The 23,227-nt window shown below is 70.6% G+C and carries 20 protein-coding genes; 8 read left to right on the top strand and 12 right to left on the bottom strand.

Going from position 1 to position 23,227, the window contains the following annotated elements:
• The first annotated feature begins 323 nt into the window (after positions 1–323).
• Positions 324–1,634, top strand: a complete 1,311-nt coding sequence (locus ACWD3H_RS04005; RefSeq protein ID WP_451953938.1) for a hypothetical protein — start codon at positions 324–326, stop codon at positions 1,632–1,634.
• A gap of 187 nt (positions 1,635–1,821) precedes the next feature.
• Complete coding sequence (locus ACWD3H_RS04000; protein WP_451953937.1) at positions 1,822–3,048, top strand: saccharopine dehydrogenase family protein; 1,227 nt, start codon at positions 1,822–1,824, stop codon at positions 3,046–3,048.
• Positions 3,049–3,072: 24 nt separating this feature from the next.
• Here the strand turns inward: ACWD3H_RS04000 and ACWD3H_RS03995 are convergent, their stop codons facing one another.
• From ACWD3H_RS03995 to gabT, 4 genes are all read right to left on the bottom strand, one after another.
• A complete protein-coding gene (locus ACWD3H_RS03995; RefSeq protein ID WP_451953936.1) occupies positions 3,073–4,326 on the bottom strand; it encodes an RNA polymerase sigma factor in 1,254 nt (417 codons plus the stop codon).
• A complete protein-coding gene (locus ACWD3H_RS03990) occupies positions 4,323–4,676 on the bottom strand; it encodes a YciI family protein (protein WP_451953944.1) in 354 nt (117 codons plus the stop codon). Before ACWD3H_RS03990 ends, ACWD3H_RS03995 begins: the two co-directional genes overlap by 4 nt.
• A gap of 234 nt (positions 4,677–4,910) precedes the next feature.
• Positions 4,911–5,153, bottom strand: a complete 243-nt coding sequence (locus ACWD3H_RS03985) for a hypothetical protein (protein ID WP_350912754.1) — start codon at positions 5,151–5,153, stop codon at positions 4,911–4,913.
• Positions 5,154–5,398: 245 nt separating this feature from the next.
• Entirely contained in the window at positions 5,399–6,751 is a 1,353-nt protein-coding gene (gene gabT / locus ACWD3H_RS03980; RefSeq protein ID WP_355557631.1) for a 4-aminobutyrate--2-oxoglutarate transaminase, read from the bottom strand.
• A gap of 90 nt (positions 6,752–6,841) precedes the next feature.
• Between gabT and ACWD3H_RS03975 the strand changes: the two genes are divergently transcribed.
• On the top strand, positions 6,842–8,332 hold the full coding sequence (locus ACWD3H_RS03975) for a PucR family transcriptional regulator (RefSeq protein WP_355557628.1): 1,491 nt from the start codon (positions 6,842–6,844) through the stop codon (positions 8,330–8,332).
• A 58-nt stretch (positions 8,333–8,390) separates the two neighbouring features.
• Here the strand turns inward: ACWD3H_RS03975 and ACWD3H_RS03970 are convergent, their stop codons facing one another.
• A complete protein-coding gene (locus tag ACWD3H_RS03970) occupies positions 8,391–9,026 on the bottom strand; it encodes a TetR/AcrR family transcriptional regulator (RefSeq protein WP_355557625.1) in 636 nt (211 codons plus the stop codon).
• Positions 9,027–9,239: 213 nt separating this feature from the next.
• Between ACWD3H_RS03970 and ACWD3H_RS03965 the strand changes: the two genes are divergently transcribed.
• On the top strand, positions 9,240–10,667 hold the full coding sequence (locus tag ACWD3H_RS03965; protein ID WP_350912762.1) for an aldehyde dehydrogenase family protein: 1,428 nt from the start codon (positions 9,240–9,242) through the stop codon (positions 10,665–10,667).
• A 157-nt stretch (positions 10,668–10,824) separates the two neighbouring features.
• On the opposite strand, the gene ACWD3H_RS03960 is transcribed toward ACWD3H_RS03965, so the two are convergent.
• Together ACWD3H_RS03960 and ACWD3H_RS03955 are read right to left on the bottom strand one after the other, a co-directional pair.
• Positions 10,825–11,871 (bottom strand): trypsin-like serine peptidase, encoded by a 1,047-nt coding sequence (locus ACWD3H_RS03960; RefSeq protein ID WP_451953935.1) that lies wholly within the window; start codon positions 11,869–11,871, stop codon positions 10,825–10,827.
• Between the two features lie 78 nt (positions 11,872–11,949).
• The gene (locus tag ACWD3H_RS03955) at positions 11,950–13,035 is read right to left on the bottom strand and encodes a trypsin-like serine peptidase (protein WP_350952204.1); all 1,086 of its coding nucleotides are present in this window, start codon (positions 13,033–13,035) and stop codon (positions 11,950–11,952) included.
• A gap of 193 nt (positions 13,036–13,228) precedes the next feature.
• Here ACWD3H_RS03955 and dxr point away from each other — a divergent pair, with 193 nt between their 5' ends.
• From dxr to ACWD3H_RS03935, 4 genes are all read left to right on the top strand, one after another.
• Positions 13,229–14,413, top strand: a complete 1,185-nt coding sequence (gene dxr, locus ACWD3H_RS03950) for a 1-deoxy-D-xylulose-5-phosphate reductoisomerase (RefSeq protein ID WP_355613066.1) — start codon at positions 13,229–13,231, stop codon at positions 14,411–14,413.
• A 35-nt stretch (positions 14,414–14,448) separates the two neighbouring features.
• Positions 14,449–15,615 carry a flavodoxin-dependent (E)-4-hydroxy-3-methylbut-2-enyl-diphosphate synthase gene (gene ispG, locus ACWD3H_RS03945; protein WP_350912770.1) on the top strand — a complete coding sequence of 389 codons (1,167 nt, stop codon included), beginning with the start codon at positions 14,449–14,451 and terminating at the stop codon, positions 15,613–15,615.
• A 281-nt stretch (positions 15,616–15,896) separates the two neighbouring features.
• Positions 15,897–17,507, top strand: a complete 1,611-nt coding sequence (locus tag ACWD3H_RS03940) for an alpha/beta hydrolase (protein WP_451953934.1) — start codon at positions 15,897–15,899, stop codon at positions 17,505–17,507.
• Between the two features lie 67 nt (positions 17,508–17,574).
• The gene (locus tag ACWD3H_RS03935) at positions 17,575–18,417 is read left to right on the top strand and encodes a GNAT family N-acetyltransferase (protein WP_350913421.1); all 843 of its coding nucleotides are present in this window, start codon (positions 17,575–17,577) and stop codon (positions 18,415–18,417) included.
• A gap of 111 nt (positions 18,418–18,528) precedes the next feature.
• Here ACWD3H_RS03935 and ACWD3H_RS03930 read toward each other — a convergent pair whose 3' ends face one another.
• From ACWD3H_RS03930 to ACWD3H_RS03910, 5 genes are all read right to left on the bottom strand, one after another.
• A complete protein-coding gene (locus ACWD3H_RS03930; RefSeq protein WP_350912774.1) occupies positions 18,529–18,906 on the bottom strand; it encodes a DUF3037 domain-containing protein in 378 nt (125 codons plus the stop codon).
• Entirely contained in the window at positions 18,903–19,727 is an 825-nt protein-coding gene (locus ACWD3H_RS03925; RefSeq protein WP_451953933.1) for a HipA family kinase, read from the bottom strand. Before ACWD3H_RS03925 ends, ACWD3H_RS03930 begins: the two co-directional genes overlap by 4 nt.
• A 171-nt stretch (positions 19,728–19,898) precedes the next feature.
• Positions 19,899–20,780: a TIGR03619 family F420-dependent LLM class oxidoreductase gene (locus ACWD3H_RS03920; RefSeq protein WP_350912778.1), complete on the bottom strand. Its 882-nt coding sequence runs from the start codon at positions 20,778–20,780 to the stop codon at positions 19,899–19,901.
• A 161-nt stretch (positions 20,781–20,941) separates the two neighbouring features.
• Complete coding sequence (locus tag ACWD3H_RS03915; protein ID WP_355557603.1) at positions 20,942–22,192, bottom strand: LLM class flavin-dependent oxidoreductase; 1,251 nt, start codon at positions 22,190–22,192, stop codon at positions 20,942–20,944.
• Positions 22,189–22,980: an alpha/beta fold hydrolase gene (locus ACWD3H_RS03910; protein WP_451953932.1), complete on the bottom strand. Its 792-nt coding sequence runs from the start codon at positions 22,978–22,980 to the stop codon at positions 22,189–22,191. The genes ACWD3H_RS03915 and ACWD3H_RS03910 overlap by 4 nt, the downstream gene beginning before the upstream one ends.
• Between the last annotated feature and the right edge of the window lie 247 nt (positions 22,981–23,227).

Raw genomic sequence — 23,227 nt, 5'->3', positions numbered from 1 at the left:
GCGTGCACTTCTACACCCGGGGCAAGGTCGTCACCTCCCGCTGGCTCGACCCGAGCCACGGCGGCGTCAACCTCGGCTTCCCCACCAACGGCTAGTGGTCCCGCATCGAACATCGAGCGGGAGGTTCCCGGTAGGGAGCAGGCGCCCCGGCCAGGGAGAAGGAGGCGCCCCACCCACTGGCCCCTGAACCGTGAGGCCCGCGTCCCTCCTGCCGGGACGCGGGCCTCACGCGTGCTCTGACACCTCTGCCGCGGGGCGGGGCTCGCCCACGCCTGGCCTGTGGGAACCGGGCACACACCCCAACGGACCGCAGGAGGCCGAGGATGGCCGGTAGGCTCCCGGGCAGATCGGTGGCGACGTCGGGAGGAAACCTCGTGGGCCTCGTGGGCAGGGACAGGCTCCGTCGCGCGCGTCTCGGGGCAGTGCTGGGGGCGGGCGGCCTGGCGCTCGCCACCCTGGCCCAGGCGGGGGCCGCGAGCGCGGCCCAGCCGGTGCGGAGCCCCACGCCCTCCGGCACGCCCGTCGCGACACCCGGCTCCGAGTCCGGAGCCACCTCCAGCCCGGCGCCGTCGGCGTCCATCGGCAAGGGCGAGGGCATGCTCCAGGTGCTCACGTTCCAGGGGTACGTCGAGTACGGCGGGGTCAGCTCGCGGGTCAACTGGCTGACGCCCTTCGAGCGGGAGAGCGGCTGCGTCGTCAAGCTCGACCGGGTCAGGACGAGCGAGGAGATGGCCGCCAGGTTCGCCCGGGGCGGCTACGACGTGCTCTCGGCCGCCCCCGACCTGGCCGGTCTGCTGGTGGAGCAGGGGAAGGTCGCGCCGCTCGACACCGCGCTGGTCGCCGACTACCGGCGGATCCCCAAGCGCCTGCGCGAGCTGCCCGGTCTGCGTGAGGACGGCAAGGTCTACGGCATTCCCTACCTGTGGGGGGTGAACCGGGTGGTCCGCGAAGGGGACGGGCTCCGGGGGCCCCTTGCCCTCTACGGGGCGGCTCCGGCGGCGATCAGGAACAGCCCGCTGAGCATCGCCGACGCCGCGCTCGCCCTCAAGGGGACGCGCCCCCAGTTGAAGATCAAGAATCCGTTCCAGCTCACCCCCGCCCAGCTCGACGCCGCGATGAAGCTCCTCGCCGAGGGCGACGGCCCCGACCGGGTTTACTGGGACGGCTCGCTCGACCTGGTCAGGGCACTGTCGGCGGAGCGGGTGCGGATCGCCCAGGTCCTGCCCTACCACCTCGACCTCTTCCAGCGCGCGGGCCGGTCGATGAAGGTGCTGAAGGGGGGCCCGGCGACAGGGTGGGTCGACTCGTGGATGCTCGCGGCCAAGCCGGCCAGCCCGAACTGCGCCTACCGGTGGCTGAACTGGATGAGCTCGGCGCGGGCGCAGCGCCCCGCCGCGGCCTGGACCGGCCTCGCCCCGGCCAATCCGGAGGCGTGCGGCGGGCGCGCCCGCCGGATGTGCGAGATCTACCACGTGCGTGACGACCGCCGGCTGCGCGACGTTCTCTTCGCCGCCCGCCCGGCGAGGGACTGCGGCGGCCTGGGCGGGGAGTGCACCGACTACGCCGACTGGGCGGAGCGCTGGAAAAGCCTCCGAGCATCCTCGGAGCCCGGAAAGCCCCGGATCTCCGACTGAGGCCGCACCCGATCGCCTCCTCGTCAGGAAAAGGAGGCTCCGCGATGTTCCCTCTACCCTGCTATGTCTGCGCTCTCGGCGACAGGCTACGTTTTTCGTTGCCCTGATCGTTTTTGACGATGGATTCAGTGGGAAAATCATGCTCTTAATATCGACTGGTCGACCAGTCAGTGGGTAGGCTGTCGCCATGAGAATCCTTCTTGTTGGAGCGGGCGGCGTTGGCTCCGCCGTCGTCCCGATCGCCGCACGCCGAGATTTCTTCGAACACATCGTGGTCGCCGACTCTCAACAGGACCGGGCCGCCGCCGTGGTGGACAGGATCGCGGACCCGCGTTTCAGCGCCATCGGGCTGGACGCCTCCGACCGGGTGGCGGTCGAGGCCGCGCTCACCGAGCACCGCTGCGACGTCCTCTTCAACGCGGTGGACCCCCGCTTCACCATGTCCCTGTTCGAGGCGGCGCTCAACGCCGGAGCCCACTACCTCGACATGGCGATGTCGCTGTCACGCCCCCATCCCCGCAGGCCGTACGAGCTGACCGGGGTGAAGCTCGGCGACGAGCAGTTCGCCCTCGGCGAGGCATGGCGGGAGCGGGGCGGGCTGGCGCTGGTCGGCATGGGCGTGGAACCTGGGCTGGCCGACGTCTTCGCGCGCTACGCCGCCGAGCACCTCTTCGAGAGCATCGAGGAGATCGGTATCCGCGACGGCTCCAACCTGGTGGTCGAGGGCTATGACTTCGCGCCGACCTTCTCCATCTGGACGACCATCGAGGAGTGCCTCAACCCGCCGGTGGTCTGGGAGGACGGTGACTGGCACACCACCGAGCCGTTCAGCGAGCCCGAGGTCTTCGACTTCCCCGAGGGGATCGGGCCCGTCGAGTGCGTCAATGTCGAGCACGAGGAGGTGCTCCTCGTACCGCGCTACATCGACGCCAGGCGGGTGACGTTCAAGTACGGTCTCGGCGAGGAGTTCATCGGAGTCCTGAAGACCCTGCACAAGCTGGGCCTGGACAAGGCGGGCAAGATCAAGGTGGGTGGTGTCGAGACCTCGCCGCGCGACGTGGTCGCGGCCAGCCTCCCCGACCCGGCCACGCTCGGTGACCGGATGCGGGGCAAGACCTGCGCCGGAACCTGGGTGAAGGGCGTGGGCAAGGACGGGCGGCCGCGCGAGGTCTACCTCTACCACGTGGTCGACAACGAGTGGTCGATGCGGGAGTACGGCTGCCAGGCCGTGGTCTGGCAGACGGCGGTGCACCCGGTGGTCGCCCTGGAGTTGCTGGCCACCGGTGCCTGGTCGGGCACCGGGGTGCTCGGCCCCGAGGCGTTCGACGCGGTGCCCTTCCTGGAACTGCTCAACGCCTACGGCTCGCCGTGGGGCATGCGCGACCAGACCACCTCGGCTCTCCTGTCGGCCTGACGCGCCGCGCCCTCCGGCGAGCCGTTACCGTTCCGCCCGCGCCAGCCGGGCGGCCCGGGCCTCCAGGTAGCGCTGCTCGGGAAGGCTGGTGGTACGGCGCGCGGCCTCGCGGTAGCCAGCGCGGGCGGCCTCGCGGTCACCGGCCGTCTCCAGCAGGTGCGCGCGCACCGCGTGCAGGCGGTGGTGCCCGGCCACCCGCTCGTCGGCCTCCAGGTTCCCGAGCAGGTCGAGTCCGGCCCGCGGGCCCTTCACCATCGCGAGCGCGACGGCGTGGTTGAGCGTGACCATCGGGTTGGGGGCCAGGTGTTCGAGCAGCCTGTACAGCGCGAGGATCTGCGGCCAGTCCGTCTCCTCGGCGCAGGTCGCCTCGGCGTGCACCGCGGCGATCGCCGCCTGGAGCTGGTAAGGGCCGAGAGGTGCCCAGGCCAGCACGTCCGTGATGAGCGCGACCCCCTCGGCGGCGGCCTCCCCGTTCCAGCGGCTCCGGTCCTGCTCGGCGAGCGGTATCAGCGAGCCACCGGGCCCGGTGCGGGCCGGCCGCCGGGCATCGGTGAGCACCATGAGGGCGAGCAGTCCGGCCACCTCGCCGTCTCCGGGCAGCAGCCCGCGGACCATGCGGGCGAGCCGGATCGCCTCCCCGGCCAGCTCGGGGCGTTGCAGGTCGGGTCCCGAGGTGGCCGTGTAGCCCTCGTTGAAGATCAGGTACAGCACGTGCAGGACCACTCGCAGCCGCTCGGCCCGCTCCGGCTCGGGAGGCGGTGTGAAGGGAATGCCCGTGCTCCTGATCCGCTGCTTGGCCCGGCTGATGCGCTGGGCCATGGTCGCCTCGGGGACGAGGAACGCGTGGGCGATCTGCGCCGTGGTCAGACCGCCGACCGCGCGCAGGGTGAGCGCGACCTGCGAGGCAGGGGAGAGCGCGGGGTGGCAGCACAGGAACAGCAGGGTCAGGGTGTCGTCCTGCCCGCCTGCCCGCTCGGCGTCGGCGGCGGGCGAGCGGAACTCGTCCGCGGGCGTCCGCGTCGCGACCAGGGTCTCCCTGCGGGTGCGCGCGTACGCGCTGCGCAGCTCGTCGGTCAGCCGGCGGGAGGCGACCGTGATCAGCCAGCCGCGGGGATTGTCCGGTACGCCCTCGCCGGGCCACTGCAGGGTGGCGGCCAGCAATGCCTCCTGCACCGCGTCCTCGCACGCGTCGAAGTGACCGTGGCGCCGTACGAGCGCGCCGAGGACCTGCGGCGCGAGCTCGCGCAGCAGGTCCTCGGTTCCACCGGCAAGGGTCACGCCTCGGTACCGGCCGTGCTCATGATCGGCCGTATCTCCACCGCGCACAGCCGGGCGTCCGGCCAGCGTCTGGCGATCTCGGCCGCCCGCTCGGGGCTCTCGCAGTCGATCACGCAGTATCCGGCCAGGTGCTCCTTGGCCTCAAGGAACGGCCCGTCCGTGGTCGCCGGCACGCCGTCGCGCATCCGCGCGGTCCTGGTCTGCGAAGGGTCGGCCAGCGCCTCCCCGCCGACCCACTCGCCGGAGTCGGTGAGCTCCTTCATGAGAGTGCCGGCCTCGCCCATTATCCCGTCGACCTCCTGCGGGGACAGGGTCTCCCAGGTCGCGGGGTTGCTGTAGATCAGCAGCATGTACTTCACGCTCTCGCTCCTCGTGCTCGCGGCGCCCGGCGCGGGTGCCTCTCACGGTCAGGTCGGAGCGGGTGGTCCGGTCTCGACATCCATCCGCAAGGAAAAGTGGCGCCCGCACCTCCGTGGCCGCGAGCACCGGGCCGTACGGCGGTCTGACCTCGTGCACGGGCGCGCTCCGATGCTGGAGAAGCTACCCGAACGGTTCACGCCTCGGGACGGTGCGGGGTCGGAGGTCTAGGAGAAGGCCACGTGGCGAGGGAGGGAGTGGGCGTCGTCCTGCTGCGGCAGCAGTGCCTCCGCGCACTCGGGGCAGGCGAAGAGGGCGTTGCCGTCCGGAAGGCGGCCGATCCTGATGCGCGGGCGGGGCCACTTCTTGTGACAGGCCACGCAGGCGTCGCCCTCACGCTGGGTGCGGGTCAGCCCCTCGGGGTCGAAGGTCATCGTGCCGTGTGCCGTTCTGGCCGGCCGCCAACTCATCTTGAATTCCTCCAGCGTGGAGACCCCTGGTTCTCTCCCGCGGCTCGGCCGTGGGGAGGATGTCGACACGTTTCCTGTGGTGATCGAGCACTTTCATATCGGAACTGTTATAACGCGATCACAGCCCGTGACCGTTGTGGTAGGTGTCAAGTGGTGGTTAAATCACGGCCTACATGCAGGCCGTATAACGGCAAATAGGGCACTCAGCATCAAGCCGGGTGCCCTATTTAGTGGTATCTAAACCGTCAGACCTCGCTTATGGCTTTCTCCAGGATGGTGAGCCCCTCCTCCAGGAGGTGGTCGGGGATGACCAGTGGCGGCAGGAAGCGCAGCACGTTGCCGTAGGTGCCCGCGGTCAGCACGAGCAGGCCCTCGGCGTGGCACCTCCTGGCGATCTCGCCCGCCGCCGTGGGGTGCGGGTCCTTGGTGCCGGGAACCACCAGCTCGATGGCGATCATGGCCCCCCGGCCGCGTACGTCGCCGATCATCGGGTTCCGCTCCGCCATGGCGCGCAGCCGGGGGAGCATGGTCTCGCCGATGCGGCGGGCCTTTCCGGTCAGGTCGTCGGCCTCGATGGTCTCCAGCACGCCCAGTGCCGCCTCGCAGGCGAGCGGGTTACCGCCGTAGGTGCCGCCCAGACCGCCCACGTGAACCCTGTCGAGGAGATCGGCCCGGCCGGTGACCGCGGACAGCGGGAGGCCGCCCGCGATGCCCTTGGCGGTGACGATGATGTCGGGCACGATGCCCTCGTCCTCGCAGGCGAACAGGTCGCCGGTACGGGAGAAGCCGGTCTGCACCTCGTCGGCGATGAAGACGATGCCGTTCTCCCGGCAGAACTCCGCGATCCTCGGCAGGAAGCCCTTGGCGGGCTCGATGAAGCCGCCCTCGCCCGCGATCGGCTCGATCACCACGGCGGCGACGTTCTCCGCGCCGATCTGCTTGGTGATCTGGTCGATCGCCTGGGCGGCGGCCTCCTCGGCGCAGTTCTCCGGGCCCGAGGGCCAGCGGAACGGGTAGGCCAGCGGCACCCGGTAGACCTCGGGGGCGAACGGGCCGAAGCCGTGCTTGTACGGCATGTTCTTGGCGGTCAGCGTCATCGTCAGCAGGGTCCGGCCGTGGTAGCCGTGGTCGAAGACGACGACCGCCTGGCGGCCGGTGGCCTGGCGGGCGACCTTGACCGCGTTCTCCACGGCCTCGGCGCCGCTGTTGAGCAGGAAGGTGCGCTTCTCGTGGTCGCCGGGGGTGATCTCGTTGAGCTTCTCGGCGACCTGCACGTACGACTCGTACGGCGTGATCATGAAGCAGGTGTGCGTGAAGTCGGCGACCTGCTTGCGCACCCGCTCGACGACGCGCGGAGCGGCGTTGCCGGCGTTGGTCACCGCGATGCCGGAACCGAAGTCGATCAGGGAGTTGCCGTCGGCGTCGACGACCACACCGCCTCCGGCGTGCGTCACGAAGACGGGCAGTGTGGTGCCGATGCCCGGTGGTACGGAGGCCTGTTTGCGCGCGAACAGCTCACGGGACTTCGGGCCGGGGATCTCGGTGACGATGCGGCGTTCCTGCGGAAGCGAGGGGCCGCCCTCGGTGACGGTGCTCATGATGTGAAGGTATGCGGTGGATGTCGGTGTGCCGATGATGCACTATGTCAAAATTGACGGGGAACACTGGACGTAACGTACAAAACGGGGGTGGCTGTGGCGCCGACGCTGCGCACCGTCGTACGGCGGTCGCCGCTCGGGCTCGGCGTGCTCGCCGGTGGAGACGCGCTCGACCGGCCGGTGCGCTGGGTGGCGGTCAGCGAACTGGAGGATCCCACCCCGTTCCTTGAGGGCGGGGAACTGGTCCTCACCACGGGCATGCGCCTGGACGCCGGCAACGCCGCGTCCTACGTCGAGCGCCTGGTCGGCAGGGAGGTCGCCGGCCTCGGATTCGGCGTCGGGCTCGGGCACGAGACGATCCCCGGGGAACTGGTCGAGGCCGCCACCCGGGCGGGGCTGCCGCTGCTCGAGGTGCCGCGCGACACCCCGTTCGTCGCCATCGGCAAGGTGGTCAGCGAACTGCTCGCCGCGGAGCAGTATGACGAGCTCAGCCGTGCCTTCGCCGCCCAGGGCCGGCTCACCCGCGCCGCCCTGCGCCCGGAGGGGCCTCGCGCGGTGATCGACCGCCTGGCCCGCGAGCTGGGCGGCTGGGCGGTCCTGCTCGACGAGGCGGGGGCCGTGCGGCACGCGGCGGGCCGGGGTTCGGCCGGCGCCGCCGACGACCTCGGCCCCGAGCTGGAGCGGTTGAGAAAGATCACCAACCGTGGCGCGCCCGCGAGCGTCGCCCTCTCCTCGCCCAGGGAGCACGTCATCGTGCAGCCGTTCGGGGCCCGCCGGGTCAGGGGATTCCTCGCCGTCGGCCTCGGCCGGCCCTTCACCCCGGTCGCGCACACCGTGGTCAACGCCGCCGGTTCCCTGCTGACGCTCGCCGCCGAGCACGGCAGGGAGTACCTGGCCGCCGAGCGCCGGGTCCGCTCGGCGGTGCTGCGGCTGCTGCTGGCCGGGCAGGTGGACGCCGGGTGCGAGACGCTGGAGCGGCTGGGGGAGCGGCTTCCCGCCGGGCCGCTGGTGGCCATCGCCTGCGCCGGTGAGCGGGAGGCGGTGCTGGAGGCCGCGGGTGACGAGTTCGCGGCGGCAGACGGTGACGCCGCCGATGACACCGGCGGTGACAGGGTGGTCCTGCTCGTCCCGGCCTCGCGGGCCGATGCCGTGGCGGCGGCGCTCGGCGAGCACGGCCCCGTCGGGGTCGGCGATCCCGCCGGTCTCGACGATCTGCGTACCGGACTCGACCAGGCAGGCCAGGCGCTCGCCGCGGCCAGGCGCGGTGCCGTGCCGGTGATGCGCTTCGCCGATCTGGCGGGCCGGGGACTGCTCTGCCTGCTCGACTCCGACGCGGCGGCGGCGTTCTCCGCGGCGCTGCTCGCCCCGCTCAGGAAGTACGGCTCGCGCGCGGATCTGCTGGAGTCCCTCCGGGTCTACCTGGACTGCAACGGCCACTGGGACGCGGCGGCGCAGCGGCTCGGAGTGCACCGTCACACCCTGCGCTACCGCATGCGCCGGGTCGCCGAACTCGTCGGCCGTGACCTCGACGACCCGGCGGCCCGTGCCGAACTCTGGATCGCCCTGGCCGTCGCCGGGTGACGGGTCCGCTCGGTGAGCCGGGGCGGGGGCTCCGCCCACGGAGAGGCCGGGGAGCCGGTCACGCCCGGGAGGCGTCGGCGACCAGGTAGCGGGAGATGACGGCCTGGGTGACCGTGTCGTAGGTGCTGCTGTCGCGCAGGTGCCCGGCACGTTCCAGGCTGATCGCGCCCTGGGCGGCGGCCCACACGGCATCGGCGATCTTCCTGGGCTGGGTGGGGACGATGTACCCGGCCGAGATGCAGTCGGCGATCACCCGGTCGACGATGTTCAGCGCCGCGCGGGCCAGGGTCCTGGCCCGCTCGCTCGGTACGAAGCCGGGAATCGCACGCTCGAACATCAGGGCGTAGTAGCCGGGCTCGTCCAGCGCGGCCTCCCGGTAGACGGGGCCGAGCGCTATGAGGTGCTCCAGGGCGTCCCTGCGTGGGGGAACGGCTTCCAGGCGCCGCCGGAAGCGCTCGAAGCCTTCCAGGTACAGAGCCTCGGCGAGGCCCTCCTTGCTGCCGAACATGGTGTAGATGACCGTTGTGGAGCACTCCGCCTCGGTGGCGATGCGGCGCATCGACAGGCTCTCGGGGCCGATGGTGACCAGCAACTGGCTGGCGACGTCGAGCAGCCTGGTGCGCAGTTCGTCGTGTGAGGCCCGTTCACCGAGGAGATACGCGCCCTGAAGGCCGCGCGGCGCCGAGGAGGTCATGCGCCCACGCCCTTCCGCTCTGAGTGTTCATTCGGTGACTTAGCCATGATGAAGATCATTTAAACCGGCGCCATGTAAGGAATATCCCCGAATGCCCCTCTTTTCGTTACAGGCCGGGGGGAACGGACTATTGGCCGGAAAGGTGTACCGGTACCGGGATCTTGTGCGGAGTGGAGTAAGACCACATCGGCGCAGGTGACATAGCGTCGAGGTATGGACGTGCGCCCCTTCTGGCTCGCCGGCCGCCCCGCCACAGGCGACGCCGAGCTCACCGTGACCAATCCGCATGACGGCCGAGTCGTCGCCGTCTGCTCCGTGCCGACGGCCGACCAGGTCGAGGAGGCCGTAGCCGCCGCGGCGGCCGTGCGGAAGGAGGCGGCCGCGCTCCCGATCCACGTGCGCGCCGACGCCCTCGCGCACGTCTCGCGCCGCCTGGCCGAGCGCGCCGACGAGATCGCCCGCCTCATCAGCGAGGAGAACGGCAAGCCGATCTTCTGGGCCCGTGGCGAGGTCGGCCGTGCGATCTCCACCTTCAGGTTCGCGGCCGAGGAGACCCGTCGCCTCAGCGGCGAGACCATGCGCCTGGACACCGAGGCCGCCTCCGCGGGCCGCCTCGCCTACATCTCGCGCGTCCCGCACGGCCCGGTCCTGGGCATCACCCCGTTCAACTTCCCGCTCAACCTGGTGGCGCACAAGGTGGCCCCGGCGATCGCGGCCGGCGCCCCGATCATCGTCAAGCCCGCCCCGGCGACACCGGTCTCCTCGCTGGTCCTGGGCGAGATCCTGGCCGAGACGGACCTGCCGGAGGGGATGTTCTCGGTGCTCCCGGTGCCCAACGACCGCGCCGGAGGGCTGGTCGAGGACCCGCGCCTGCCCGTCGTCTCCTTCACCGGATCGGCTCCCGTGGGGTACGCGATCCTGGAGACGGTCCCGCGCAAGCACGTGACCCTGGAACTCGGCGGCAACGCGGCCGCGGTGGTCCTCGCCGACGCCGACCTCGACTGGGCCGCCTCGCGGATCGCCCTGTTCTCCAACTACCAGGCCGGTCAGAGCTGCATCGCCGTGCAGAGGGTGATCGTCGAGGCGTCGGTGCACGACGACTTCGTGGCCAGGCTCGTCCCGGCCGTCGAGGCCCTGGTCGTCGGCGACCCCGCCGACGAGAAGACGCAGGTGGGCCCGCTCGTGTCCGTCGAGGCCGCGGAGCGCGTGGAACAGTGGGTCGGCGAGGCCGTCGCGGCCGGTGCCCGCCTGCTGACCGGCGGCACCCGCGACGGCGCGACCGTCGCGCCGACGGTCCTCGCCGACGTGCCGGCCGACGCCAAGGTCTCCTGCGAGGAGGTCTTCGGCCCCGTGATGATCGTCCAGACGGTGTCCGGAGTGGACGAGGCGTTCGCCACGGTCAACGATTCCAAGTACGGCCTGCAGGCCGGGGTGTTCACCCGCAGTCTCGACAATGCCTTCCGGGCCAACCGGGAGCTCGAGGTCGGCGGAGTGATCATCGGTGACGTGCCGTCGTACCGCGCCGACCAGATGCCCTACGGCGGGGTCAAGGACTCGGGCGTCGGCCGCGAGGGCATCCGCTCGGCCATCGCCGACCTCACCTACGAGAAGGTCATGGTCCTCACCGGCCTGACCCTCTGAGCCCGCCTCGGTGCCCCGGTCGCGGTGTCCCGCGGCCGGTTCGCCGGTGACGGCCCTCCGAACCGGTCGCGGCCTCCGGCGTCGACGAGGCCGGCGCCGCTCCCCAGCGGAGACGCGGCCTCCTCGACCATCTCGCTCCGCGCTTCTTCCGCCGGTGTCATGACGTTGCGGCCATGGCGTAGAGCTCCCTGGCCGAGTCGCCGAAGTAGGGGCCGTACATGGTGCGGTGGTCGTCGCTGTATTTGAAACTGCTGACCGAGACGATCGTGCCGCGGCCGGTGGAGGGGTCGAAGCCGCTCAGCCACGGGCCCCCGCTGGATCCGGCGGTCATGTCGCAGCGCATCCCCTGGTCGCCGGTCTGCCCGTTCGGGTCGTCGCGGAGCGTGCCCGCGCAGTAGACCAGGTGCTCGCCGTCGTAGGGCGAGTCGGCGGGGAAGCCGAAACCGCTGGTGGGGCGCCCTCTGGGGGTGCCGAAAGCGATCTGTTGACCGCCGACGGCGTCGCCGAGGTGCTTGCCGTCACTGGTGTTGACCGCCACCATGCCGATGTCGTGGCTGTCGTCGCCGCCGCGCGACCAGGGACCCGCGACGAACATGCGGCGCGCGGTGTACTGCCCGTACGGGCGGCGGCCCTGGGAGTAGCCGGGGACGAAGGTCCAGTTGTCGGCCCAGGCGCCGGCGCCGTCCTTGACGCAGTGACCGGCGGTCACGACCAGATCCCTGTTGGCACTCCTGACCGAACTCGCCGAGCACACGAAGTCACTGCCCTTGATGGTCAGGAACACCCGCCCCGTGGTGCGTTCGACCATCCCGCCGGAGGTCCAGCGGGCGCCGGAGGTGCGTGCGGCGGCGCCGTTCGGGCTCCGGTGGGGGACGACCCCCCGGCCGGCTCGGGCGAAGAGCCGCCCGAGCAACCCGCCGGCCTTCGAGAGCCGGTCGACGGGAAGTGCCGAGGCCATCCGGCGGGGGGTCCAGTAGCCGAGCACGCGCTTTCGCTCCGACGCGGTGGGAGCGATCGCGTGCTCGACGACGTCCGGCATGCCGGGCGTCGCGACTTTCGTGGTGAGAAGGGGGACGGGGGCGTTCGCGGCCTGCTGCCCGGACTCGGCGGCCGTCTGCCGGATGGCCGTCACTCCGGTCGTCGGGACGCCCAGCAGCCCGGCGACGAGCGGGGCGGCCGCAAGCAGGGGGAGGCTTGAGGTCATGAGGCCCGAGTTTGCACTACGGAGAGTGTTTCTGTGCTTACTTTAGGGTATCCGGGGTCGTCGAGGGCCCGGTGAGTCTCAGGGAGCGCCGGTTGTCTGGGCGGCCTCGTAGACGGCCTGCGCGTCGGTGCCGAAGTACGGACCGAACATCCAGCCGGAGGCGAAGTCGTACTTGAAGCTGTTCACCGAGTTCAGGGTGCCCAGGCCGGTGCTCTCGTTGAAGCCGAGGAACCAGGGGCCGCCGCTCGACCCGCCGGTCATGTTGCAGTTCAACCCGATGTCGCGGGACATCAGGAAGTCGTCGAAGGCCCTTCCGGCGCAGTAGACCAGCTTGGAACCGTCGTAGGGACCGGCCGCCGGGTAGCCGAAGGAGTGCATCTGCGCCCGGCGCGACTGGTTGAAGGAGACGCCCTGGCCGCCGACCACGTCGGTCAGCGACCTGCCGTTCAGCGGGGCCACCACGGCCGAGGCCACGTCGTAGTTGATGTCCTCGGTGTTGTTCCACTGCGGGGTGGTGTAGAGCGTGGTCGCCACCCACGTGCCGTAGGGCCGGTTGCCGTTCTCGTATCCCGGTACGAACACCCAGTTGCTGTGGAAGGCCCCGCCCATCCGCACGCAGTGCCCCGCGGTGATCACGGTGCTCCTGTTCTCACTCGTCACCGCGTTCGCCGAGCACGAGGCGTTGCGGCCCTGGTAGGTGAAGAAGACGCGGCCGGTGGTCTTGGCGATCGCCCCGCCGCGGGTCCACGGCGCGCCGGTGGAGGCGCGGACGGCCGCCGTGCCCTTGGCGGCCATGCCGGTGGCCGGGACGGCCTCGCCGTCCGGCGTGGTCGCGGGGATGGAGACGGGGTCGGCCGCGGCCTGCGCCGCGATCGCCGCCGAGGTGAGGCGGGCACCTTCCTTCTCCGGGATGAGAGTGGCGAGCGGCTGTGCCGCCTCCATCTTCGCCTCCGTCCAGTAGCGCTGGACGGTCCGCTGCTCCGCCTTGGTGTCGGCCGCCTCCTTCTCGACCGGCTGGGGGACGGCCCGCGTCGCGGTGACGCCCCCGCCCGTACCCGGGCCGCCCGCACCCGTGCCCGTGGCGCCGTGCGCGATCGTCGCGGTGAGCAGAGTGCTTCCCGCGACCGCGGTGAGAAGGGGGATGAGTCGTGCTGTGCGTCGCATATGTACCTCCCGAGGCCCGTTGCTGTTCCGGGAAGCTAGTGCGCCGTACGTGTGCATTTCTCAAGATTTACAGCTATTGATATGACGAAATTCGGACTTAAATATCGCCTTTTATCGCGTGTTTCACGTCTAACAGATTTCCGTGTGGATGAGGCCGATTCGACAGCGCGGCCCGAGCCGGGAGAATGGGACGGTGCAGCCAGACACCGTCCGCTCCGTCGTCCTGCTCGGCTCGACCGGGTCCATCGGGACCCAGTCCCTTGACGTCATCGCCCGCAACCCCGGCCGGTTCCGGGTGGTCGCGCTGGCCGCCTACGGTGGCCGGATCGACCTGCTGGCCCGGCAGGCGGCCGAGTTCAGGCCCGACGTGATCGCCGTCGCCGATCCCGCCGCGGTGCCGGAACTGCGCGAGGCCCTGGCCGCGCGCGGGGTGGACGCGCGGGTGCTGGCCGGCCAGGAAGGGGTGGCGGAGGCCGCCTCCTGGCCCGCCGACGTCGTGCTCAACGGCATCACCGGCGCGCTGGGGCTGACCTCCACGCTGGCCGCGCTGGAGGCCGGCCGGGCGCTCGCGCTCGCCAACAAGGAGTCACTGATCGTCGGAGGGCCGCTGGTCAAGCGCCTGGCCAAGCCGGGCCAGCTGATCCCGGTCGACTCCGAGCACGCCGCGCTGGCCCAGTGCCTGTGGGCGGCGGGTCCCACCGGCCCCGACGCCTCCGCGGTGCGGCGCCTGGTCGTCACCGCGAGCGGCGGGCCCTTCCGCGGCAGGTCGCGCGCGGACCTCGCGGAGGTGACCCCCGAGCAGGCACTCGCCCACCCCACCTGGTCGATGGGACCGGTGATCACGGTGAACTCCGCCACACTCGTCAACAAGGGCCTGGAGGTCATCGAGGCGCACCTGCTCTTCGACATCGGCTTCGAGCACATCGACGTCGTGGTCCACCCGCAGTCGGTCATCCACTCGATGGTCGAGTTCGTCGACGGCTCGACCATCGCCCAGGCCAGCCCGCCCGACATGCGCCTGCCCATCGCGCTGGCCCTCGGCTGGCCCGAGCGGGTCGCCGATGCCGCGCCTGGCGTCGACTGGACCGCCGCCCACACCTGGACGTTCGAGCCGCTCGACGACGGAGCCTTCCCCGCCGTCGCGCTGGCCCGCCACGTCGGCGCGGCCGGCGGTACGGCACCGGCCGTCTACAACGCCGCCAACGAGGTCTGCGTCGAGGCGTTCCTGGCCGGTCGGCTGCCCTTCCTCGGCATCGTCGACACCGTGGCCTCGGTGGTCTCCGAGCACACCGTCACCGAGGCCGGATCGGTGGCCGAGGTGCTCGATGCCGACTCCTGGGCACGGATAAGGGCACGGGAGCTCACCGGGACTGCCTAGACTGGTGAGCGTCGTCGACTCTTCAAGGGCTGAAAATGACTTCTGTTGCTCTCGGAATCCCGTCCGTAAGGACCAGGCCGATCGCCGAGCGACGCATATCTCGTCAGATCATGGTCGGCTCCGTCCCCGTGGGCGGGGACGCGCCGGTCTCCGTCCAGTCGATGACCACCACGGTCACCGCCGACGTCAACGCGACGCTCCAGCAGATCGCCGAGCTGACCGCCTCGGGCTGCCAGATCGTCCGGGTCGCGGTCCCCTCGCAGGACGACGCCGACGCGCTGCCGACCATCGCCAGGAAGTCGCAGATCCCGGTGATCGCCGACATCCACTTCCAGCCGAAGTACGTCTTCGCCGCGATCGAGGCGGGCTGCGCGGCGGTCCGGGTCAACCCCGGCAACATCAAGAAGTTCGACGACAAGGTCGGTGAGATCGCGCGGGCCGCCGCCGACCGCGGCGTGCCGATCAGGATCGGCGTCAACGCCGGCTCGCTCGACCCCCGCCTGCTCCAGAAGTACGGCAAGGCCACCCCCGAGGCGCTGGTGGAGTCGGCGCTCTGGGAGTGCTCGCTCTTCGAGGAGCACGGCTTCCGCGACATCAAGATCTCCGTCAAGCACAACGACCCGGTCGTGATGGTTCAGGCATACCGCCTGCTCGCCGCCCGGTGCGACTATCCGCTCCACCTCGGTGTCACCGAGGCGGGCCCGGCCTTCCAGGGCACGGTCAAGTCCGCCGTCGCCTTCGGGGCCCTGCTCGCCGAGGGGATCGGCGACACCATCCGCGTGTCGCTGTCCGCCCCGCCGGTCGAGGAGGTCAAGGTCGGCAACCAGATCCTGGAGTCGCTCAACCTGCGCGAGCGCGGCCTGGAGATCGTCTCCTGCCCCTCCTGCGGGCGCGCCCAGGTCGACGTCTACACCCTGGCCGAGCAGGTCCAGGCGGGGTTGGAGGGGCTGAAGGTCCCGCTCCGCGTCGCGGTGATGGGGTGCGTCGTCAACGGCCCCGGTGAGGCCCGCGAGGCCGACCTCGGTGTCGCCTCCGGCAACGGCAAGGGCCAGATCTTCGTCAAGGGCGAGGTCATCAAGACCGTTCCCGAGTCGCAGATCGTGGAGACCCTGATCGAGGAGGCGCTGCGCCTCGCCGAGCAGATGGGTGTGGAGGTCGACCTCGACGACGACGTCACGGGCCCCCAGGTCGTCGTCGGCTAGGCACCGTCCCGCTTCCCGCACGTGTCCGCCCCCCGGTCGCTCTCTCGCCGCCGGGGGCGCACCTTTTGCGGGGTGCTCTTCGCCGGAGATTTCCGGTCTCCGTAGCCTCCGTGGCCGTTTGCGGTGTTCTGCTGGCCCACCTGGTGGCGCCGTCCGACCTGGGATCATTACACTTAGCAATCATCTGACTACACTTTGCTAGATATCCGGTTGTGTCCCGGGTGAATCGCGCCACCTCCGGGAGACCATCGCCTCTGCCGTACGAGTAGGGGGACCGCACAGTGAAGAAGAGGGTCGTCGGGATTGCCGCGAGCATCGCGATGCTGGCAGCCGCGGTGGGAGTGCCGCAGGGGGCGGTGGCCCAGGGCAGGGAGGGGCTGGTCTGGGGGCCCTGCGAGGGCGGGACCTCGGTGCCCGGGGTGACGCCGTCCGTTCCCGGGCAGCGGGCGGACAGCCGGATGGAGTGCGCCACGCTGAGTGTGCCGCTCGACTACGACAACCCGTACCAGACCATCAACATCGCCCTGAACCGGATCAGAGGGAGGGCCACCCACGACCGTCTCGGCGCGCTGCTGGTCAATCCAGGCGGTCCCGGGGCGTCCGGTCGCGATCTGGTCAAGGCCGTCGTGGCAGGGCTTCCCGGCGGCCTGGCCGACCGGTTCGACGTGATCGGTTTCGACCCGCGCGGGGTGGGGGCCAGCGAGCCGGCGCTGAGCTGTGTCGATCCCGTGGAGTACTACAAGCCGCCCCGTCCCGACCAGGTGCCGGTCACCAGGCGGGACGAGAGCATGCTCATCGACCGGGCCCGCGAGTACGCCCAGGCGTGTGGCGTCCGGTGGGGCTGGATGCTGCCCCACATGACCACGGAGAACTCCGCCAGGGACATGGACCTGATCAGGGAGGCGCTCGGCGAGTCGAAGATCAGCTTCCTGGGCTACTCGTACGGGACCTACCTGGGCGCGGTCTACGCGACGCTCTTTCCCGATCGGCTCAGGCGGCTCGTCCTGGACAGCGTGGTGGATCCGCGCGGTATCTGGTACCGCTCGAACCTGAGCCAGAGCATCGCCTTCCAGAGCAGGCACCGGGAATTCCTCAGATGGATCGCCCGTCACAATCCGGTCTACCGGCTGGGCGCCACCGAGAGGGCCGTCTCCTTCGCCTGGGACGCCATGCGTACCCGGTTGGGCGGCCACCCCGCGGCGGAAGTGATCGGCCCGAGCGAGCTCGACGACCTCTACACCGTCGGCGGCTACTCCGACGCCGTCTGGCCGCAGCTGGCCAAGGCCTTCTCCGCCTACGTCAAGAAGGGGGAGACGGCACTCCTGCTCAACGCCTACCGCAAGCACGCGGAGAACGACGCCAAGGATGAGAACAGCTACGCCGTCTACCTGGCGGTGCAGTGCAGCGACGCCGTCTGGCCGCGCGACTGGACACGCTGGCGGACGGACATGACCAGGGCCAACGCCAGGGCCCCCTTCCTCACCTGGCCCAACGCCTGGTACAACGCGCCGTGCGCGTTCTGGCCCGTGCAGGGAGGCACCCCCGTGCGGGTGCACGACAGCACCAGGCTGCCACCGGTCATGCTGATCCAGGGTGAGCGCGACGCCGCCACCCCGTACACGGGGGCGCTGCGGATGCGTACCCTGCTCCGCGGCTCCCGGCTGCTGGTCGTACCCGGCGGCAACCACGGGATCTCGCTCAACGGGAACGCCTGCGTCGACCGTCGCCTGGCCGCCTACCTGCGGGACGGCACCCTCCCCGGTGGAGCACGGCGGGACTCCGGCAGTCCGGACGCCCGTTGCCCCGGCCTGCCGCTGCCGGTGCCCGTGCCGGTGATCGGACCCTCGCCCGTCCGGGTGCCCGCCGGGCACCCGGGGGGAAGGGCGATCTAGCAGGTAGATGAGATGCTCTGTGTTGGTTCCTGCCAAAATCGAGGGGGTCGCGTAGGCTGAGCATGTGATGCTGCGTACAACGGCGTCGCGCGTGCTCGACGACAACGATCGAGACGAGGTCCTGGCGCTTCTCGACATCGACCCCGTCGGTAACGTTTTCGTCGCCTCCAGGGTCCGTTCTGTCGGGCTCAATCCGGCCAGACTCGGCGGCCAGATGTGGGGGTTCGGGCCGCGCGGTGGCCTGACCTCCCTCTGTTACGCCGGGGCGAACCTGGTTCCGGTCAACGCCGGTACCGACGCCGTCTACGCCTTCGCCGAACGCGCACGCAAGCAGGGCCGCCGCTGTTCCTCGATCGTCGGCCCGGCCGACGCGGTCGAGGTGCTCTGGGAGCGGCTGGAGCCGCACTGGGGAGCCGCCCGTGCGATCCGCTGGGCGCAGCCACTCATGGTGACCACGGAGCCGTCGCCGCTCCCGGCCGACCCGCTGGTGCGGCGGGTCCGGCCCGACGAGTTCGACATCCTGCTGCCGGCCTGCGTGGCGATGTTCACCGAGGAGGTGGGCGTCTCCCCTGAGCTGGGGGACGGCGGAGCCCTCTACCGGTCCCGGGTCGCCGAGCTGATCAGGATCGGCAGGTCGTACGCCCGCATCGAGGGGGGCAGGGTCGTCTTCAAGGCCGAGATCGGCGCGGTGACGCCGCACGCCTGCCAGATCCAGGGCGTCTGGGTCCACCCCGACCTGCGTGGCCGAGGCCACGCGGTGTCAGGGATGGCCGCGGTGGTCAAGCACGCGCTCGACTACTTCGCGCCGGTGGTCTCGCTGTACGTCAACGACTACAACGCCCCGGCCAGGGCCGCCTACCGCAGGGCCGGTTTCGTCGAGGTCGGCACCTTCATGTCCGTGCTCTTCTGACCGGCGTCCCGCCGCTCCGGGCGGATCGCCGGTCTTCGAGCGACTCGGCTACCGGCGGATCGAGGTCGAGACCGTGCACCTGGACGACCGAAGCCGCTTTCCGGTCTCGGCTCAGGGGCTGCGGACCAGGCAGGTCACGAGGTGCTCCAGCTCCGCCTCCGGGTCGGCGGTGAGACCGGCGTGGACCGGGCCCGTCTGCACGATCGTGCTGCGCGGGGCGGTCAGCCAGCGGAACCGGCTGCCCAGCGGCTCCTCGGTCAGCGGTCCCTCGTCGCCGCCGCAGGAGCGCCGGTAGACGTCGAGCGCGTGCCGTACGCCGTCGAGGTCCACCTGGGGGTCGAGGGCGCGCAGGCGTGCCTCGTCCAGTTCCACGCGGGCGCACAGGTAGCCGCGTGGCTGGCAGTAGAGCAGCACGCCGGCGTTGATCAGCTCGCCGCGCTCCACCCGGGGGATGACCCGGATGATCGCGTACTCGTAGACGTCCTTCACCGGCTGTCCTTCCAGAACGCGCCCACCGAGCCGGGCTTTCCCTGCTGAGCCGCCGAGTCCTGGCCGGAGGCGGCCGAGGGAGCCGGCAGCCAGGTGCGCGGGCCCTGGGCGCGGGTCAGCAGGTGCTCGACGTACGCCTGCCGCACGGCCTGCGCCCCGTCGAACCCCGGCTCGTCCTCCAGCCACTCGTCGGGAACCTCGTCCACCACCCCGTCGAGCAGGTCCCTGGTGATCCTCTCGCTGAACTCGGCGTCGGCCTCGGACATCCGGGTGGCGAAGGGGGCCATCACATGGTCGCGCGCGTCGAAGCCGCGCAGCGGGTCGGCCGAGGGCCAGTTGTGGTGGAACCAGAGCGCGGCGCCGTGGTCGATCAGCCAGGTGTCGCCGTGCCACAGGAGCAGGTTCGGGTTGCGCCAGCTCCGGTCGACGTTGTGGATCAGCGCGTCGAACCAGAGCAGGCGGGAGGCGAAACCGGGCTCTGGAGGCCAGGCCAGCGGCTCGAAGCCCAGCGCGCCCGGCAGGAAGTCGACGGCCAGGTTGTTGCCCTCGCTGGCCTTGAGCAGGTCCTGGATCTCCTCGTCCGGCTCGCGGGCGCCGAGCTGTGGATCGACGTCGATCACCTTCAGCTCGGGCGTGCGGAAGCCGAGACGCCGGGCCAGTCCGGCGGACACGATCTCCGCCACCAGGACCCGGCGGCCCTGGCCGGCGCCGCGGAACTTCACGACGTGCGTGCCGAGGTCGTCCGCCTCCATGACCCCGGGGAGCGAGCCGCCCTCCCGCAGGGGCGTCACGTAACGGGTGGCTTTGATCTTTTCGAGCACCCGGCCAGGCTATCGGCTCGGGCCGCCGGGCGACCGGCCACCCGGCACGCGGGCCCGGCCGGGGCACGCTGTGCCGGTTCGGTGCGGTGATCACCACCGGGATCCACCGCGGCCCGACACGGGGCCCGATACGGGGCCGTGCCGTGCCGGGCGTGCGCGTCGGGCGAGGCGTCACATCTTCGAGACGACCTCCTCGGCGAAGCGCTCCATGGTGGCTATCTTGAGCTCGATGCCCTCGCCGTACCCGGCCTTCTCCTCGGGGGTGGCGAGCCACCAGGGCGCGGCCATCGTTCCGGTCACCCCCTTGTCGGCGAAGCGGCGGTAGGTGGCGGCGTCGGGCATGACCGCGAGTGGCGCGATGATCTGCAGGGCGTCTTCCGCCCTGCCGTACTCCTTGAGGTAGCGCCGCAGGTCGGCGAGGACCGGGTCGAGCTGCTCCTCGGTGTAGATCCGGTTGCCCATCCAGCCGTCGCCCGTCCTGGCCGCGCGGCGCAGCGCCGCCTCGCTGTCGCCGCCGACGAAGAACGGCACGGGCACGGAGGGTACGGGGGAGATCGAGAGCGGGCCGTAGTCGTAGTGAGTGCCGTGGTGGGTGACGGTGCCGCCGGCCCAGAGTTCGCGCAGGGCCGGGATCATCTCGTCCAGCCTGCGTCCCCGGGTGTGGAAGTCCTGGCCTGTCTGGACGAACTCCTCCTTGCACCAGCCGACGCCGACGCCGAAGGTCACCCGGTTCCCGGACAGGACCGCGGCCGTGGAGACCTGCTTGGCGACGGTGAACAGATCACGGGCCGGGGCGATGTAGACGTTGGGCGCGAAACGCAGGGTGGTGGTGACGGCGGCCATCGCGCCGATCGTCACCCACACGTCCGGCCAGTGCGTCCCGGCGTTCCAGCGGGGGGCGCCGGTTCTGGAATAGGGATAGGGCGACTCGAAGTCGGCATAGAAGATGTGGTCCGACAGGGTGAGCGTGTGAATGCCGCACCGCTCCGCGGCCCTGGCCAGTTCGACGAACTGGCCGGTCTCGACGAATGACGCTCCAAGCCAGAACTGCACGGATCCTCCTGGGCTCCGAAATGCTGAAATTTCGATAGATGTCCCCCCGGGGTAGCCGGGGGACATCTGCGGGTGCCGTCCCTGTCCTTACTTCCCACCGGGATTCCCGACGGGGATTTCCCGGAGGGTGGGGACCTCTGGAGGGCCGGATCAGCGAAAGGTCAGTCGGAGAACTCGGGGATGACCTTGGTGGCGAACAGTTCCAGGTTGCGCTTGACGGTGTCGAGGGGCAGGACGCCCTGCTGACCCTGCATGAACAGGCCGAACCACTCCAGGTCCGGCATCCGGTCGAGCATGCGCTGGATGCCGCGCTTGACGTCGTCGGGGCCGCCGAGCAGGGCCATCTCGACCTCGTTCATGCGCTTGAAGTCGCCCTTCTCGGGGCTGATCGGCTGGTGCCTGTCGTCCTCCTTCTTACGCAGGACCTCCAGGTAGCCGAACGGCCCGAAGAAGGCGGCGAAGTCCTTCTGCATGCTCTTGCCGTAGGTGGCGATGGCCTCCTCCTTGGTGTCGGCCATTCCGACGATCTTGAGGATGCCGGTGTGCTCGCCCAGCTTGTAGTCACGGCCGCACTTGGCCGACTCCTCCTGGTAGAGCCTGGCCTTGGCGGCGTGATCGTCGGGGTTCGGGGTGAACATCCACGGCAGGATGTCCTCCTGCGCCGCCCTGACCACCGAGCGGTCGGAGATGGTGAACGGCTGCCACAGTTCCGGGTGGGGGTTCTGGTACGGCCGGGGGCAGACCGAGATCGCCTGGATCTTCCCGTCGTCGTCGAGCTCACCCGGGGCGCCGAAGGTCCTGGTCCACTCCTGCGCGGGCCAGCCCTCGATCCCGTCGAAGGGCGAGGGAACCTCGTAGTCGAGCACGTCGGACTTGTAGCGGAGCGTCTCCTGGGTCCACGCCATCTTCATGATGTTCAGCACCTCGCCGAACACGTCGAAGTTGCGGTTGTCGGAGTTCGACCCGTCGGACCTGGCGGCCGAGGCGTGCCAGCGCTGCCCCAGCACGTTCATCCAGCGGTTCTGGTAGCCGCGGGCCACGCCGAGCCGGAGCCGGCCCTTGCTGAACTGGTCGAGCAGGGCCACGTCCTCGGCCGCCCTGATCGGGTCCCAGGCGGGCAGCACCAGGCCGAGCGGGGCGAGCAGGATGCGCTCGGTCCTGGCCGCCAGGTCGGTGAGGAACATCAGCGGGTTGACCGAGAACTCGAAACCCTCGGAGTGGAAGTGGTGCTCGGTCATCATCAACGCGTCGAAACCGATCTGGTCGGCGTGGACGGCGATCTCGCGCACCTCGTCCAGCAGCCTCTGGTACGACTCGGTGTCGCGCCCGATCGGCCTCCTGGCCTTCGCGTTCTCCTCCTGGCTGTAGCCCGAGCCGGGGATCTGCGGGTTGAGCATCAACGAGAACTTCACGGCAGGCTCCTTAGCCAGTTGGTGACGACGATGAGGAACTCGCCCGGACGTTCCTCGTGCAGCCGGTGACCGCTGCCCTCCCAGGTGACCGCCTTGGAGTGCGGGTTCTTGAACAGTCCGGCCTCCCAGGTCGCCTGGGAGGGGTCGAACCAGAAGGTGAGCACCGGGCAGGCCCGGCGCGCGAGGTATTCGTCGGAGTTGGGGCGCAGGCCGAGCGCGTCCGGACCGCCGAACATCGCCTCGAACGCCTGGAGCAGTACGTGCGGAGGAGTGGCGAGGATCCGGCGCCGGTGCCACTCGCGCAGCCACTCGGGCGTGGCGGCGGTCTGGGTCCACTCGTCGTTGCGCAGTGAGACCCCCACGACGTCCTCGCGCATCTGCTCGATCAGGGTGGGGAGGTATTCGCTCAGCGCGCCCGCGAAGCCGTAGCCGGGATCGACCGTGACCAGCGCCCTGACCAGCGAGGGATACTCCACGGCGAGGTGGGAGACGATCTGGCCGCCCATCGAGTGACCGACGGCGACACAGGACTCCACGCCCAGGGCCGCGCAGAGCCCGGCGAGGTCGTCCGCCATCTGCCGGGGGGTGTTGCCCTCCTCGGGCGCGGAGGAGTAACCGTGCCCGCGCATGTCCACCGCGATCACCCGATGGTCCCTGGCGAGGGTGGGGATGTGGTGGACCCACTCGTGGGAGTCGGCGCCCAGACCGTGGACGAGCAGCAGCGTCGTGTCGCCGGAGCCGTCGTCGGTGTGGAACAGCCGGACGTCGCCCAGATCCGTGAACGCCATCAGCGTCCTCCCGTGAGGATTGCCGTGTCCGCCGGCCGCGATGCTCAGCCGTGCCCGGTGAACGCCTCGTCTTTGGTGACGTGAGCAAGCTACCCTAGGGATGATAAACGAGCAATCGCTTGGTTAACCAAGCGGGTCCGCTTGGCCGGGACGTTCCCCCCGGCAACCTGGGCGGACGGCTGGGATACGGGACAGAATGTCCGGCGAAGACGGGGTGTCCGGCCGAGAGGCGAGACGCTCGTCGAAG

This window comes from Streptosporangium sp. NPDC002607, from assembly GCF_053592655.1.
Note: the sequence above shows the minus strand (reverse complement) of the source record. Positions and strands in the feature narration are given on the sequence as shown.

What these genes read in the sequence shown, in the direction of transcription:
- ACWD3H_RS04005 (WP_451953938.1), top strand. Translation starts at nt 324, where the DNA reads ATGGCCGGTAGGCTCCCGGGCAGATCGGTGGCGACGTCGGGAGGAAAC.
- ACWD3H_RS04000 (WP_451953937.1), top strand. Translation starts at nt 1,822, where the DNA reads ATGAGAATCCTTCTTGTTGGAGCGGGCGGCGTTGGCTCCGCCGTCGTC.
- ACWD3H_RS03990 (WP_451953944.1), bottom strand. Translation starts at nt 4,676, where the DNA reads ATGCTGCTGATCTACAGCAACCCCGCGACCTGGGAGACCCTGTCCCCG.
- ACWD3H_RS03985 (WP_350912754.1), bottom strand. Translation starts at nt 5,153, where the DNA reads ATGAGTTGGCGGCCGGCCAGAACGGCACACGGCACGATGACCTTCGAC.
- gabT (WP_355557631.1), bottom strand. Translation starts at nt 6,751, where the DNA reads ATGAGCACCGTCACCGAGGGCGGCCCCTCGCTTCCGCAGGAACGCCGC.
- ACWD3H_RS03970 (WP_355557625.1), bottom strand. Translation starts at nt 9,026, where the DNA reads ATGACCTCCTCGGCGCCGCGCGGCCTTCAGGGCGCGTATCTCCTCGGT.
- ACWD3H_RS03965 (WP_350912762.1), top strand. Translation starts at nt 9,240, where the DNA reads ATGGACGTGCGCCCCTTCTGGCTCGCCGGCCGCCCCGCCACAGGCGAC.
- ACWD3H_RS03960 (WP_451953935.1), bottom strand. Translation starts at nt 11,871, where the DNA reads ATGACCTCAAGCCTCCCCCTGCTTGCGGCCGCCCCGCTCGTCGCCGGG.
- ACWD3H_RS03955 (WP_350952204.1), bottom strand. Translation starts at nt 13,035, where the DNA reads ATGCGACGCACAGCACGACTCATCCCCCTTCTCACCGCGGTCGCGGGA.
- ispG (WP_350912770.1), top strand. Translation starts at nt 14,449, where the DNA reads ATGACTTCTGTTGCTCTCGGAATCCCGTCCGTAAGGACCAGGCCGATC.
- ACWD3H_RS03935 (WP_350913421.1), top strand. Translation starts at nt 17,575, where the DNA reads ATGCTGCGTACAACGGCGTCGCGCGTGCTCGACGACAACGATCGAGAC.
- ACWD3H_RS03910 (WP_451953932.1), bottom strand. Translation starts at nt 22,980, where the DNA reads ATGGCGTTCACGGATCTGGGCGACGTCCGGCTGTTCCACACCGACGAC.